The sequence below is a fragment of the Pirellulales bacterium genome (assembly GCA_019694435.1).
Classification (GTDB): Bacteria; Planctomycetota; Planctomycetia; order Pirellulales; family JAEUIK01; genus JAIBBZ01.
The window spans coordinates 404,668-419,616 of the sequence record JAIBBZ010000002.1 but is presented as its reverse complement, the minus strand read 5'-3'; the positions used below and the strand labels follow the sequence as shown (position 1 = coordinate 419,616).

At 65.1% G+C, this 14,949-nt stretch carries 11 protein-coding genes; 3 read left to right on the top strand and 8 right to left on the bottom strand.

Annotated elements, in window-relative coordinates; translation table 11 throughout:
• Positions 1 to 142: 142 nt before the first annotated feature.
• From K1X74_03890 to K1X74_03870, 5 genes are all read right to left on the bottom strand, one after another.
• Complete coding sequence (locus K1X74_03890; GenBank protein ID MBX7165470.1) at positions 143 to 1,369, bottom strand: glycosyltransferase; 1,227 nt, start codon at positions 1,367 to 1,369, stop codon at positions 143 to 145.
• Between the two features lie 18 nt (positions 1,370 to 1,387).
• Positions 1,388 to 2,932, bottom strand: a complete 1,545-nt coding sequence (locus tag K1X74_03885) for a lipopolysaccharide biosynthesis protein (protein ID MBX7165469.1) — start codon at positions 2,930 to 2,932, stop codon at positions 1,388 to 1,390.
• Positions 2,929 to 3,798, bottom strand: coding sequence for a polysaccharide deacetylase family protein (locus tag K1X74_03880; protein ID MBX7165468.1), 870 nt, complete (start codon positions 3,796 to 3,798; stop codon positions 2,929 to 2,931). Before K1X74_03880 ends, K1X74_03885 begins: the two co-directional genes overlap by 4 nt.
• Before the next feature lie 95 nt (positions 3,799 to 3,893).
• Positions 3,894 to 5,114, bottom strand: coding sequence for a GNAT family N-acetyltransferase (locus K1X74_03875; protein MBX7165467.1), 1,221 nt, complete (start codon positions 5,112 to 5,114; stop codon positions 3,894 to 3,896).
• Positions 5,115 to 5,202: 88 nt separating this feature from the next.
• Entirely contained in the window at positions 5,203 to 6,351 is a 1,149-nt protein-coding gene (locus K1X74_03870) for a GNAT family N-acetyltransferase (protein MBX7165466.1), read from the bottom strand.
• 428 nt (positions 6,352 to 6,779) lie between these two features.
• Between K1X74_03870 and K1X74_03865 the strand changes: the two genes are divergently transcribed.
• The 3 genes from K1X74_03865 (at position 6,780) to K1X74_03855 (ending at position 11,017) form a co-directional block, all read left to right on the top strand.
• A complete protein-coding gene (locus K1X74_03865; GenBank protein ID MBX7165465.1) occupies positions 6,780 to 8,240 on the top strand; it encodes a hypothetical protein in 1,461 nt (486 codons plus the stop codon).
• 155 nt (positions 8,241 to 8,395) lie between these two features.
• The gene (locus K1X74_03860; GenBank protein MBX7165464.1) at positions 8,396 to 9,838 is read left to right on the top strand and encodes an O-antigen ligase family protein; all 1,443 of its coding nucleotides are present in this window, start codon (positions 8,396 to 8,398) and stop codon (positions 9,836 to 9,838) included.
• Positions 9,839 to 10,219: 381 nt separating this feature from the next.
• On the top strand, positions 10,220 to 11,017 hold the full coding sequence (locus tag K1X74_03855) for a sugar transferase (protein ID MBX7165463.1): 798 nt from the start codon (positions 10,220 to 10,222) through the stop codon (positions 11,015 to 11,017).
• A gap of 73 nt (positions 11,018 to 11,090) precedes the next feature.
• On the opposite strand, the gene K1X74_03850 is transcribed toward K1X74_03855, so the two are convergent.
• From K1X74_03850 to K1X74_03840, 3 genes are read right to left on the bottom strand one after another with little or no spacing between them, the layout of a single operon-like run.
• Entirely contained in the window at positions 11,091 to 12,293 is a 1,203-nt protein-coding gene (locus K1X74_03850) for a DUF1972 domain-containing protein (GenBank protein MBX7165462.1), read from the bottom strand.
• A gap of 14 nt (positions 12,294 to 12,307) precedes the next feature.
• Positions 12,308 to 13,597, bottom strand: coding sequence for a glycosyltransferase family 4 protein (locus tag K1X74_03845; protein MBX7165461.1), 1,290 nt, complete (start codon positions 13,595 to 13,597; stop codon positions 12,308 to 12,310).
• On the bottom strand, positions 13,594 to 14,862 hold the full coding sequence (locus K1X74_03840) for an SGNH/GDSL hydrolase family protein (GenBank protein MBX7165460.1): 1,269 nt from the start codon (positions 14,860 to 14,862) through the stop codon (positions 13,594 to 13,596). Before K1X74_03840 ends, K1X74_03845 begins: the two co-directional genes overlap by 4 nt.
• Positions 14,863 to 14,949 lie beyond the last annotated feature (87 nt).

Below are 14,949 nucleotides of genomic sequence, written 5' to 3'. Positions count from 1 at the left end.
GCAATCGCCAGTAGTACGGCACTTCGACCCCATGACATCGGCCAGGTCTCCGACCACGCGAGAACTCGCGAAGCGCGGCGCCGAACAGGCGCCGCTCGGCACGTGAGTATAACGCCGCGCCGGATACAACCGAGCACGCGAGCTAGCGTCGCGACGACAATTCAAGGCGGTCGTGTGCCGGCGATTCGACGGCGGCCACGCTGCGACGGCCGTGCGGCAGACCGCCGCGTTTCTGGCGATAGATGCGTTCGATCAGGTCCTGGTACCCGCTGACCATGCTGTCCAACGAGGCGCGGGAGATGACTTCCTGCCGGCCGCGACGCCCCAAGGCCGCTGCGCGCGCCGGATCGCTCATCAGATCACTCATTCGCGCGGCGAGCGTTTCCACGTCGCCGGGCGGCACGAGGAAGCCGCACTCGCCGTCGAGCACCATCTCCGGAATCGATCCGACGGCCGTGGCCACGATCGGTTTTTCACAAGCCATGGCCTCGAGCAGCGAAACGGGGTTCGCCTCCATCTTCGAGGTCAGGCACACGACGTCCGTGATCGACAACAGGTCCGCCACGTCGCTGCGGACGCCGAGGAATTGCACGGCATCGCCCAGCCGCAACTCCGCGGCGAGCTGTTCGAGCTCCGCACGGCGCGGCCCATCGCCGATGATCAGGAACCGTGCCGCGGGCACGCGCGACAGCACGCCGGCCGCTGCCCGAAGAAACAGCTCGTGCTGTTTTTCCGGACGCAATGCTGCGACGATCGACGCCACGGGCGCAACCGCGCCGAGGCCCAATTCGCCGCGCAGCCCGGGCCGGGGTGCGCGGGGTGCAAAGCGTTCGACGTCGACGCCATTGGGCACGACAAAGACCTTGTCGGCGGGGCAGCCTTCGGCCGCGGTGATATAGCGTGCGTGCGCCTCGGCCACGGCGATGAAGCCGTCGGTCCAACGCGCCAGCAGACGATTCGTGGGCTCGACACGGTCGGGCAAACCCGTCGAATGCAAGGCCGACAACACGACGGGGACGCCCGCGCGCCACGCGGCCAGGCGGCCCCAGAACATTTTGTCGCCGCCGGTGCCCACTGTGACGACCGCGGCCACGCCGCGCTTGCGCCAGCGTTGGGCCAGGCGGCCGATCACGCCCACGTCGGCTTTATGACGCAGCAAGCCGTGCTCGGCGAAGACTTCTTGCGCGAGTTGCTCGCCGAGCGGCCCGAGGTGCTTGAGACAACACAGCTCAGGCGTGAACCGTTCGCGGTCCATGCGCCGGATCAGGCTGCAGAGCAGCGTCTCGGCGCCGCCGACGGACAGGTGCGTATTGACGAAGACGACGCGCAGTCGCTGGTCGTCACCGGAGCTTGCGAATTGCTGGGCCATGTGCGGCCTCGGGGGCTCCTAGACGGCGGCCGGCCGGAAACGGGCCGCGTACTTGTGCACCACGGCCGACAGCACTTCGCGCTCGGCCGGATCGAGCAGCCAGCGCGTGCCTGCCAAAGCGCCCGTCAAGATGCAGGCGGCTGCCAGCGACACCCAAGGGCCAAAACCCAGGGCGACCGGCGCCGCCGAGATCAGCCAGACACCCAGATCGAACTTCAAGCCGAGGCGGCCCATGAAGCTGTAAATCAGGACCAAGGCGATCGCGTTGCCCGCGGCCGTCGCATAGACGACGCCCTGCAGGCCCAGGATCGGCAACAACGCATAGTTGAGCATCACATTCGCGGCCAGGCCCAGGGCCAAGGCGATGCTGCCTTGCCAGGCTTTCTCAGCGCACCACAAGTAGGCCTGCGCGATGGTGAGCAGGCCGTACCAGATGCAATAGATCGTCGTCCAGTCGAGCACGGCCAGGCCGCCGGTGAACTTGCCTTTGAAGAAGGTGAAAAACCACGGCGCGGTCAACTGCAGGACCAAACCGCCCAGGAGCATACCCAGGCCCGAGAACTTGAGCACCAGCCGCATGCGGGCATCGACCGCCTCGCGGCGTCCGGCTTCCCAGTCGTGGCTCAGGTGCGGCAGGATCATCGTCGCCAGCATCGTGGCGATGGACGCCAGCAGCAGCGGCAGTATGCGCGAGCTGTGGTATTGGCCGACCAACTGCAGCGACGTCTCGGCATCCAAACCGCTGAAGTGCACGAGCATGTAACGGTCGGCGATCACGAACAGGTTCGTGAACCAGTTGGCGACCCAGATCCACGCCGCATACGGAACCAGCTTGGCCCAGAAACTGGCATGCGGCACCAGTTCGACGGGCTGCGGCAGGCTGCGCCAGACTTTGCGCAATCCCAAGAGCGCGATTGCCGCGCAGCAACCACCCGCCGCGGTATAGCCCAGCACCACGCTGGCGGCCACATCGCGCCACAGCGCGATCAGCGACAGGCTCACCGAGGCGAAGATCAGGCCGTGCCCGAACTGCAACAGCGTGACGATGCGAAACATCCGCAGGCCCGCGTAGAGCTCGCAGATGAAGTTGTGCACGATCACCGTGGCCAGACAACAGCCGACCAGCGTCACAATCCCAGTGCGATCAGCGGTACCGAACAACAATTGGGAAAATCCGCCCGGCAGCGCGACGATCGTCAGCACGGCCACGACCAGCAAAGCCAGCGAGGTCAACGAAGTCCGCGCCAAAAAGGGCCGTAATTGCCCGCGGTGGCGGAAATACTCGACGTAGCGACCGAAAGAACCGGGCAACCCCAAGACGACCAGCGGCGCCGCCAGATCCAGGAACGCGAGCACCACGTCCCATTGCCCGAGTTGGTCTTCGCTCAGCCAGCGGCAGAACAGCATGCCGCGGGCAAAGCCGATCATCCGCTGGACGACCGTCAACACCAGCAGCAGCGCGACGCTGTCGGCCAGCGAGTCGACGCGCAGCCCCAGTTCGGGCTGAGCCCGCTCGTCGGCGCGCAGCGAGACCTCGCAGGGTTCGACGGCGGCGGCGGTCACGACAGCGCGGCCTCCACGTGGCCCGGACGCTGCACGCCGCCGTAGTAGAAGCGGCGCGTGGTCCGCTGTTTGCGCGGATCGACGGTCAGCCAGTTCTTCAGCCGCAACAGGCTGTCGTCGACCGGAATTCGCTGCAGGTGGAAGGCGTCGTCTCCCAGCACGTTGTAGCCACCGTAAGCCGAGACCACGGCCTCATAGCCGGCCTCGTAGGCCAGCCGGAACGCGGCCGGCGACAAGCGGTGATGCTGGCCGAAGGGAAAGGCGAAATAGCGAATCGGGTAGCCGAGCGCTTGTTGCAGCTCATCGCGCGAGGCGACGATTTCGTCGAACAGCTGCGCGGCGTCGCTGACGCGACCCATGTCTGGATGCGAGCGGGTGTGGTGCCCGATCTCGATCCCGGCCGCGGCCATCGCCTGCAATTGCTCCATGGTGTTCGGCGCGAAGCGATGGCCCATGACCAGGTCGTGCGTGAAGGGCACTCCCTTGAGGACCGGTTCGGCCGTGACGAAATAGGTGCAGGGAATTTGCTCGCGCACCAAGAGCGGCAGGGCCTGCTCGCAATTGACGGCATACCCGTCGTCAAACGTGATATGCACGGCGGGGCGTTCGCTCCCGCGGCCGCGCAGGCGGCGCTGAATCTCGGCCAGCGTGACGAACTCGAACTCGCTGCGCATCCATTCGATCTGCCGCAAAAAGGCCGACGTGGTCGTCGTCCACAGGTTCGCCCGATCGTCGGCGATCCGGTGATACAGGACGATCATTTGCGGCGCGCGGCCGAGCGATGCCTCCTGGCGATTACGCCGGCGGCGATACGGCAACGTGGCCTGGTAATAGACCTGAAGTAAGGAATGCTTCCAACCGAACAAGAGCTAACCCCCATCTCAAATTTCCGCAACTCGGTCCACCGGGACTGATTTGGCCCACCCAGCGGACAGGGAAATCCTTACGCACCTCCCAGAGTTTACGTTACATTTTTCGCGATTTCAGCCGGTCGACGCAGGCGATTTTTCGCCCATTGCCGTGCACGTTCCACGGCCAGACGGCCGCTACGCCGCCAGCCGCTCAGGCCTCGCGGGGGGGTGATGCGATACTCCATGATCGGGCAGGGCTCGGTGCGCCAGTGGGCCTTGTACGGCTCGTCGCCGCGCAAAAAGTCGTACGCTCGGTAGCCCGCCTGGATGGCCGATCGTAGCGCCGCGATCACGCCCAGCGTCCCGGGCCCTTCTGCCGCGCGGAGCGGTTCCATGCCGGTCTGGTAGAGGAATACCGTTCCGCCGGCGCCGACGAGGTCGTAATGCACCACGACCGGTTCTCCGTCGAGCTCGGTCCAATGCACGCGCGACCGGCCCAAGGGCTGCCAACGATCGAACATCTCGCGATGGAACGCGGCGAAGCGCGGCGAGTTGAAACAGCCGGGTTCATTCAAGCTCTCTCGGCGCCGCTGATGCAGCCGGACGAAGATCTCCCAAGCCTCGGCTGCCGTTTCGGGCGAATCGGACTGACACCAGCGTGCGCGCGGCGTGTCAAGCTGTTTGCGGCAAATCTGGCGCACGCGCTCTCGCCGGCTGCGCGATAGCCCCTGGACGTACGTTTCCCAGTCGGCCGCGAGCGGAGCGCGCCAGCTATTGGCCATCAGGCGCCTGTCGATCATCGTCCCGTGCTCCGCGCAGCGCTCGAGGAACAACTCGATCACGTGGTCGTACGCGGCCACTCCAGACAAGCACAGCGCGTCGTGCTGCTGGCGGCCGACGCCATGCAACCAATCGGCCAGCGCGCGGGCCACGCTCGCCTCGGCGCCGGCCCGGCAGCACACCGAAAGGTAGTCGGAGCAAATCTCGCCGTCGCCCAGGAAGCGGACCTCGCTGCCGGCCCAGAGCGAGCGCGCCGTGTACCACGGCGCCAGCCCGACGAGCGCGCCCTGCGCGTCGGTCACCGTGAGCACGAACAACTGCATCCCGGCGGTCCGGTAATGCCGCCACCAGGTCAACGCCCAATCGGGATGCAAAAAGGGCACGTCGCCCGCCAATTCGGCCCAAGCCGGCTCGAACGGGGCGAGGCCGTCCGGGTCGCGATGCAGCGCAATCTTCCAGGGGCCGTCGACCGGCAGTCTCAGCGACGCGGTGGGCGGTGTTTCCGCCCCCGGGGCGGGTGCTTCTTCCAGCGGTAACGACGACTTCAGCACTGGTTTGGCTCGATGTTGAATGCCAGGCCGCAAGGCCGGGAACTCCGCGCCGGGGTTCATCGTAACCCGGGTCGGCGACGAGGACACGTCAGGTGGGCTCCGGCGTCCGTAACAGGTCTTTGATCCAACCCTTGAGCCAGCCGCCGGCTCGCCAGGCCGAATGCCGCGCTTGGGCGCCCATCTTGGCCGCTACCACGCGATGGTTCATGCTCGGCCGCGGGAAGGCCTGGTAGTGAGCCTTATACGGTTCATCGCCGCGGAGCAGATCGACCGCACGATAGCCCGCGCCGATGGCCCATTCGATTCCGGCGACCAGCGACAGGCGGCCTGGTTCCCAATGCAGGAAATCGGGATGCATGCCGCCTTGGTAGAGATACGCCACGTCCTGACCCAACAGGAAGTAGTCGGCCGCGATCGGCTTGCCATGCAGCTCGAGCCACTGCAGCCGTACCGCGCCGCTTTCCAGCAGGTTGCGGGTCACAGACGAGAAGAATCCGGCGAACTGCGCCGACCCAAAGCATCCCGGCTCGCCGAGGCGCTGCCAGCGCGCTTGATGCAGGCGCATCAACACGTCGAGACCCGCACGCAAGTCGCCGACGGTATCCAAGGTGCGCATCTCGAGCGACGGCGTTTCGGCCAGCCGTTGCCGGGACTTGCGCATCATGCGTCGCGAATTCTTGCTGAGGCCGGCGAGCCATGCATCCCACGTCGGCGCGAGCGGCAGGCGCCAGCAATTCACGCCAGGGCCGCGATGAATGTGATGTCCGAGGCAGGCTAGTTCATCGACAAGGGCCAGCACGATGCGATCTTCGGCATCGACCCCGTCGAGATGGATCGTGTCCCACGAGTCGGCATGCGCGTCGTTCAGCCATTCGCTGAGCGAGGTGCGCTGTGTGCTGAGCCAGTCGGCCAGCGCACGCGCCACGGGCGCTTCGTGCCGCGCATCGCACAGCACCGTCAAGTAATCCGAGCAGGCCGCCTCGTTGCCCAAGAACTGCACCACGCGTCCTTCGACGGGCAGTGCCTCGATATACCAGGGGGCAACGGCAGCCAAATGGCCCGCCGCATCGAAGACGCAGATCACGTACAGTTCGCGGTCAGGGTGGTCAACTCCATAGGCCAACCACCATTGACTCAGCCATTCCCAACGCCGAAAGGGCACGCCGCGCGCAAGGGCGTTCCACTCGCTGGCCAGGGGCTCGAGGGCGTCGAAAGCGTGGTAGCGAACCAGGTGCATGACAGAAATCTGCGACGTCTTGCCAGTGCCGCACCCAGGACGGGTCGAGCGCGAGCGAGGCGTGGACCAAGCCTGCAACTCTTGGTCACAACCACAGCAAGGCAAATTGGTTGCGGCAAGCTGTCCGCCTGGCAACACGTACGATCGAACGAACGCGCACGGCCCCGATAACCGCTCCCGTCGGCTGGCAATTTCGCACCAGGATGTTGACTCGCTGCAACGATCATGTTGTCCTGTAACGACGGCGAGTCATGCACCGTCGCGGTAAAAGAGCTGTTCGGCGAACATCCGCGATCTGCATAACTTCCGCGGTGAAGGCGGTTTAGCCATTCGACGGAGCGACGCCGCGCAGCGCCTTGGCATCGGGTTTGCTTCCCTTTGCCAAACGAAATCGCCGGGCCACTCGCATCTCAAGCAGGGGAACTCACATGGGCCAAGACCACCTACCTTCGCCGATCGACGTGTTGCGACTGTTGTCCAGTTATCCGGGCCGTTGGATCGTCCCTGCGGTCGTCATTACGCTCGCGGCCGGCATCTTCGCTACGTTCGGTCCTCAGCCCTACGAAGCGTCGCAAGCCTTGATCGTGCGTAACCAGGCAAACGGACAAGAAGGCGGCCGCTTCCGCAGCAACGAAGACATGAAGGTCACCCAGGACACGATCCTGGAGTTGGCCAAGAGCCAATCGGTGGTGGCCACCGCGTTGCAATCGGTCGGCCCCCCGGCCGATCACAACAACCCGGATGTGTTCCCCACGATGGAAGACATCCAGACGTTGCGTGGCAACATCCGTCTGGCCGCACCAAACGGCGCCGAATTCGGTAAGACTGAGGTCTTCTACCTCAAGGTCAAAGACCACAAGCGCAGCCGCGCGATCGCCCTCAGCGTCGCGCTGAGCCGGCAATTGCAGGCTCGCTTTCAGCAGCTCCGCGATGAGAAGGCGAAGAGCGTCATCCACGAGTTGGAAAACGTCGTCGCCATCGCCGAAACCGATTTGAACGACGTCACCGCCAAGCTCAAGCAGTTGGAAGACAGCGTTGGTTCGGACCTGGCCGAGCTGCGTTCGCTGCACGGCTCGCCTTCGGCTCAAAGCGAGCTACGTCAACGCGTGCTCGAGGCCGAAAAAGAGCTGCGGGCCGCCGAAGTCACCCTGACCTCGGACCGCGAGCTGCTCACCCTGCTGAAGGATGCCGAGCTGGACTCGGGCCGGCTGTTGGCCACGCCGAACCGCCTGCTGGAATCGCAGCCGGCTTTGCGTCGCCTGAAGGACGGCCTGGTCGATGCCCAATTGATCTCGTCGAAGCTGCTGGGCCAGATGTCCGAAGAGCACCCCACCGTGCGTGCCGCCCTGCAGTCGGAGCAGGAAATCAGCGACCACATCCACGCCGAGTTGGCCGTCGCCATCCGCGGCGTCGAAGTTGAAATCCGCATGAACGAAAAGACCGTCAAAGACCTGCAAGACCAGCTCCAGGACACCCAGTCTCGCCTGGAAAAGCTCGCCAACCTGCGGGCCGAGTACTCGAACCTGGTCAGCGACGTGGCCAGCCGCGTCGATGCCCTGGGCAGTGCCAAGAAGAACCTGTCCGACGCTTATGCCGTCCGTGACAATGCCCGGACCGCCGACCTGATCAGCAGCATCGACGCCCCGGAGTGCCCGAACACGCCGGCCGGCCCGCGCAAGGCGGTGATCATCCTGGCCGGCTTGATCGGCGGCCTGGCCACGGGCCTGGGCGTGCTGTTCCTGTCGGTTCCGACGCTTACGCCGCCTGCCACGAAAGTAGCGACCCGGACGTTTGTGCCCACGAAGAAGTCGCGTCGCGAGGCCGACCTGGCGCCCGCCGGCGGCGTATCGTTCGGTGAAGAGCTGCACGTGAGCGGTCCGCGGTTGTAAACCGGACCCGACAGTTGCCGCCCTCGATGCGGGGCGACCTACGGTAACCTTCCTGCAGCCTGGGAACCTTCGCGGTTCCCAGGCTGCTTGTTCAAACGCCCGACGCCGGCCGCCCGCGCACGAACCCGCCCTCGAGCCACCCGCACGTTGCTGCCATGGAAATCCTGCTGATCATCGCCGCCGTGGCCGGGATGGTTTGGGGAGCGGCCTTTTTGCTGCGTGGGTCGCTATTGTGGGGCCTGTTGCTGATGCTGCTGTTGTGCACGTGCTTCGGCTGGTACTTCTACACCGTCGACGCCGGGCCGATCACTCTCACCAGCGACCGGTTGTGGATCGTGCTGCTCACCGGCGCCTTCGTCGTCCAGCGCAAGCTGGGCAAGATCCCCGCGCGGCGGATCACAACCGACGAAATCGTGCTGCTGGGGTTCCTCGGCGTGCTGACCTTGAGCACTGTCCTGGGCATGTCGAGCGGCCTGGCGCAATCAGACGTGCCGACCTACTGGCGGTTGATCGCCGGCTACTACATGCCCGCGACGATGTATTGGATCGGCCGGCGCATTCCGCTGAGCGCACGCGACGTGAATCTCGTCCTGGCCGCGATGGGGCTGTTCGGCCTGTACCTCGGCGTGACCGCCATCGCCGAAGTTACCCAGCAGTGGTGGGCCGTTTTTCCCAAATACATCGCCAATCCGAAGGTCGGCCTGCACTTCGGGCGGGCCCGCGGACCGATGTGCCAGCAGCCGACCGGCGGCATGTACATCGTGGCCTGTTTCCTGGCGGCGCTGCTGTGGCTGCCGCAGCTCAAGCGACGCCCGCTGCAGCTATTGCTGGCGGCGCTCTTGCCGATTTACCTGGCGGGCATCTATTTCAGCCTGACGCGCAGCGTCTGGATCGGCCTGGTCGTGGGCCTGCTCATCGTGTTGTTCCTGGTGCTGCGCGGCGCCTGGAAGCCGTTGGTGTTGGGTTCGATGATCTTCGTCGGCCTGTTCGCCGCGGTGACGATGAGCGACAAGTTCGTGGGACTGAAGCGCGAAGAATCGGCGGAACAGGCGGCCCAGTCGGCCGGCCTGCGCGTCAGCTTCGCGTATGTCTCGTGGCAGATGTTTCTCGACAAGCCCTTCCTGGGTTGTGGCTTCGGCAACTTCACGCAGGCCAAGTTGCCGTATCTCGATGATCACAGCGTCGAGCTCAAGCTGCAGGAGATTCGCACGCTGTCGCACCACAACACGTTTCTCAGCGTGTTGACCGAGACCGGCCTGATCGGTCTGGTGTGTTTCCTGTCGCTGCTGTTTGTGTTCACGCGCTCGGGCTGGAAAGCCTGGCGCGACCCGGCGACTCCGGACTGGGCGAAACCGTTGTGCGTGCTGTTCCTGGGTACGATGGGCGCCTACGCGAGCCAGTTGGCATTCCACGATCTGACCTACACGCCGATGGAAAGCACGCTGATCTACACGCTCGCGGGCCTGGTGGCCTCGATTCGGACGCGGTCGCACGTGCCGGGCGAACTAGGCCAGCAAATGTGGGATCGCGCGCTCGAGCGGCCTGAGCCCATCACGGACGACTCTTGGGACCTGCCCACCGGGGCCAGCACTCGCTAGCTGTGTCTTGTGACGCGGCCCACGGGTTGCACCCGGCGAACGCGCGCCGCTGGTCCGGACACTTGACCGCGCTGGTCAATTCTCTTCACCGGAGGTGCGCGACCCGTTTGCGTTGATTGCGGGCAACATGCGTTGTTTTCCGTCAAACTTGCGTAAGTTTTTTGCGACAATTCGGAGCAAGTCGATCAGCTCCTCGGCCCGTAACGCACGCATGTAAGTTCTTAGCGTCTGGCGAGTTATCAAAAATCGCCGCGATTTCCTCGCATTTTCCGGGACGCTTGGGTACACGGGTTGCGGACAAGTTTTTGTGCACGGGGGCTTTCCTCCACCCCGCGCGTAGGTATTGTAGAACCGTCGTCACGCTCCTACAGGCCAGTGGTCATGACGATCGAGCACTCAGACACACTCCTTGCAGACCCCCGACATTTCGACGCGACGGACCTCGCCGCCCACGAAATTGTGCGGAAGCCGCGGTGGCGCACCGCGACTCCCAGCACCAGGCAGCGCATTGCTTTGTTCTTTCAGCAATGCGAGCACGGCGACACCGAAGCGTTACTCGTGCAGCCGCGCGGGAACCTCAGCCTCGGCTACCAGGCCGTGAAGCGGGTCCTCGACATTTGCGGCGCGCTGATTGCGCTGGCGCTATTCGCGCCGATCATGCTGTCGGCTTTCGTCGCGCTGTGCTTCACGACGAAGGGACGCCCCCTGTATGCCCAGACGCGCGTCGGCCGCTGCGGTCGCCCGTTCCGGATGTACAAGTTCCGCTCGATGCGGCAGGACGCCGACCAGATCCAGTGCCAGATCGTCAACGAGAAGGACGGCCCGATCTTCAAGAACCGCCGCGACCCGCGGATCACGCGGATCGGCCGGTTCATTCGCTCGACCAGCATCGACGAGATGCCGCAGTTGTTCAACGTGCTGCTGGGCGACATGTCGCTCGTCGGCCCGCGCCCGCCGGTGCCGAAGGAAGTGGTCGAGTATCGGCCCTGGCAGCTCGCCCGACTGTCGGTCAAGCCTGGACTGACGTGCCTCTGGCAGGTCAGCGGCCGCAGCGAAGTCGGCTTTGAGGACTGGGTCCGCATGGACATCTGGTACATCCAGAACCAGAGCCTGTGGACCGACGTGCAACTGCTGTGGCGCACGCCGCTGAGCGTGCTCAGCCGCCGCGGGGCGTACTAACGCATCGCACAGAGCTCGCGCGTCCTGGCTGTGAGCCCCTTGTCCAAGCTCGAAGGGCGGCGCGCCCGCGAACTCAGCTCCACGCGTCCAGCAGCCGCTCGTATTCGCCCAGCACGCGGGCCCAGGTGAACTCGGCTGCGTGCCGCTCGTAGCTGGCGGTACGCATGTGGGCCAGCCGGACGTCGTCGGCCAGCAGTTCGTCGAACGTCGTGGCCGCCGCATCGGCGTCTGCGAAATAAGCGGCCTCTGGGCCAGCGACCCAGCGGTTGAAGCGGTTGTCATGCGCCAACACCGGACACCCAGCCCCGAGAGCCTCGACCAGCGCCGGGTTCGTACCGCCGACGGTGTGGCCGTGCACATAGAGCCGGGCGTAATACCGCAGCGACGCGACCACTCCGGGATCGTAAATCGCCCCGGGAAATAGCACCTCGTCGCTCGCCGCCTCGAGCACCTGACGATGGTAGGCGCTTTCGCCGGGCCGGAACTTGCCCAGAACGACCAGCCGCTGCCCGCGGGGCCGCCGCGAAAACGCGGCCACGATTTCGCGAACCAAGTTTTCCGGTTCCGGGCGCGCGATGACCAGCACATAGCCCCGGCTTTGCAGCCCGAGCCGCGCCAACGGCGAGATGTCGGCTTCGCGGACTTCGTCGGCGCCGTACGGAATGACCGTGATCTTGTCCGAGGCGGCCCGGGTGAGCAGATGGGTGCGGATTTCGGGATGGTCGGCAATCAGGTGATTGCCCCACCAGCAGGCCAGCCGCTCGTTGAACCACAGCCAGGCTTGCTGCGGGCGGCTCCACTTCTGGCGCTGCCATTCCAGGCCGTCCATGTTGATCAGGTGGCTGCGCCGCCCGAGGATGTGCCAGAGCGAGAATGCTGCGGTGTTGTAGCCCAACGTGAGCAGCGTACCGCCTTCGCGCGCGGCGCGGCGGGCAGCGTGCCAATCGAACTGGATCGTCCCCCAGGCATCGGTGCGGCCGATCGGGATATTGATCAGTCGTACACCGCGCCAGGTGCTCTCGCCGGGCGTGCTGCCCGGCTCACCCTGGCAGTAGACCGTCACCTCACAGCCGCGGCCGACCATGTGCAGTGCCAAGCGCTGCGCGAACGTCTCGAAGCCGCCGTGCTGCGCAGGGATCCCCCGGGTGCCGAGGATCGACAACTGCCGGCAACTGCGCGCGGGCGGATCGACCACCGACGCAACCGCCGCCTGAGGCGCTTGCGGCGGCTCGAATGTCTGCGGCGCGGAGTCGGTGGGGTTCAAAGTCGACGACATCGTGGTTGACCCGCTTAGGACCGCCGACCCGCGGCACGTGAGGCGAGCACCTGGCGATAGACGTCGGTCACACGCTCGTAGTGCAGCTCTTGATTGAATTGCGCTTCGATCTTCCGCCGGCCGGCCTGGCCCAACTCGACTGCTTCGCGGCGATGTTGCCAGCACCAGCGCAGGCGATCGGCCAAGGCCTCGGCATCGCGTGGGGCCACCAGGAACCCATCGACGCCGTCGTCGACCAGCTCGGGAATGCCACCGATCCGCGAACCGATCACCGGCTTGGCAAACGCCAACGATTCGAGCACCGACATCGGGCAATTGTCGTAACCCTCCGACGGCAGAATCGTGGCCACGCTGCCCCGGATGAGATTGAACAGTTCCTCGCCATGGGCGAAGCCCCGCAGCTCGACGTGGGTCAGCTTGCGGTCGCGAATGATCTCGGCGACGCGCGGCTGGGCGTCGCCGTCGCCCACGAGGACCAGCGGCACCTCGGGCGTCTGCGCGGCGGCCTCGAGCAGGGTGTAAATGCCCTTGAGCTGTTCGATGCGGCCGAAATAGAGCAAGTATTCGCCGACGTTCGTGGCCGGCTCGATCCCGTCGGTGTCTTTGAAATTCAGCACCACGGTGATCTTCTCGGCCGGCACCCCCAGCTCGACCAACTTGTCGCGCTGAAAGCGGCTGACCGAGATGAACCGGTCCACATGCTCGATCACGCCCAACCACCGCGAGACGTACGTCTCCGTCGCGCTCAGCAGCGACCGGGCCAGCGAACCGCGATTGCAGCGATGGGCCACGGCCTTCCAGTAGTGCTTCCCCTGGCAGGCCTCGCAAATCTGCCCGTGCGACAGCAGCGAATAGACGGGGCACACCAGCTTGAAGTCGTGCAGCGTCTGTATGACGGGCACGCCCGCGTCGACCAGCGGCCGCAGAATCGAAGCGGTCAACTGGCCATAGTAGATGTGCAAATGCGCCAGATCGGGCCGTTCGGCAGCGAGCATCCGCCGCATCGCCGCGGCAGCGCGCGGCGAATAGACGAACCGTGCTAGGTCGAGCGCGCCGGGCCGGGCAAAATCGATGCCCGGCGGAAAGTAGGTCGTCCAGGGCGACTCGAGATCCTGCTTTTGTCGCGCCGTGAATGGAATGACTCGATGGCCGTGCTTTGCGAGCAACTCGCCGAGCACGAAGAAGTAACGGTCGGAGCCGCCACGCACGTAATAGTTCTGCGAGACGTTCAAGACGCAGGGCCGCCGCGCCTCGGCGCAGGCGGCGTCATCGTCCACGTTCGGATTGGCCGAAATGGTGCTCATGGCGTCGTTCCTGCGCTGGAGGCTTCGGCCGCTTGCTGTTGCCATAGTTGTTCGATCCAAGCCGCGATCGCCTCACCCGCCGCGGCGTGGCCGGCTTCGCTGTAGTGATTGTCGTCGGGGAAGATGTGCGACTGGCCGTGCTCCTTGACCCAGGCTCGCAACGGCGTGGTCAGGTCGAGGTAGGGGATCGCCAGCCGCTCGCAGATCGGCTGCAGGAACTTTTCGCCCATGCGCCCGTGGCTTTGGGCCAGACAGTAAGGATCGGTATCCTCGGACAACGGCTCGAACTTGGCGTCGCCCAAGGCCGATTCGATCTGCCAAACGTTGCCGCGAAAGGCCAGCACAAACTGCGCTTGGTGCTCGCGACAGCGATCGCGGAATGCTTCGAGCAGTTTCTCGATCAACAACCAGGTGAGCTGCTGGCGCTTTTCCAGCGGCATCTCGGCCGCCTCGGGCAACCGGGGCAGCGCGTTCGAATAGGCCGCCTCGCGCAGTTGCAAGCCCTGGACCGACTGGAAATCGCGCTGGCCGCGCGACAACAGGTTCTTCTGCAGCACGAAATACCGGGCCACGGTCGATTCGATCAGCAACCGCTTCCACAACGGGCGCTGCCAGTAGCCGGCCGGCATTAGCACGAGCTTGGCATCGCTGTCGAGGGCATAGGTGCACAACTGCGGCTCGATCGGCAGCAGATAGGGCGAGCTGTCGAGCGGATCGTTCTCGACAAACAGCAGTACCACGACGTCGGGCTGATAGTCGAGCGCGTAGTGGCGCAACACCTCGTATTGCTGCGCCGTCCCCCAGCCTGAGATCCCGAACGCGTACCATTCGACCGGTCGGTCGTGCCGCGACATGATCTTTTCAGCCACGGCGAACAACGACTGTTGTTGCTCGACGTGCAGCGCTTCGACGAACGAGTCGCCCAAGATGCAAACCCGCTTGACACCGGAATACCTCGGCAACGAGTAATTGCGCGGGTGGTTCCAACCTTGCTGATTGAAGCGGAAATGCGTGTTGACGGATGTCCCGTTGATGAACCGCCCCTCGCTGAACGGCACCCGCCGCGGCCCGACCACGGGGTCCCAAAAGTAGTACGGCACGTCCATCACGGGGACGAACATGCGAAAGAACAGCTCGACCACCCCGAAAGCCAGCAGCGTGGCGACCCCGAAGGTCAGCAATACCACCACCAGCCGACGCCAGCGGCTGGCGCGAACGAAACGTGGTGCCGACGAACCGCCGGCGGACAGGGTAGGAAGCGACACGGGCAGTCCGATCAGTCAAGCTAAGGGGGGAACGGTCGGGGCCGGCAGGCTCGCTGGACGCGGCACTACCCTCGGGCTCGGCAGGCG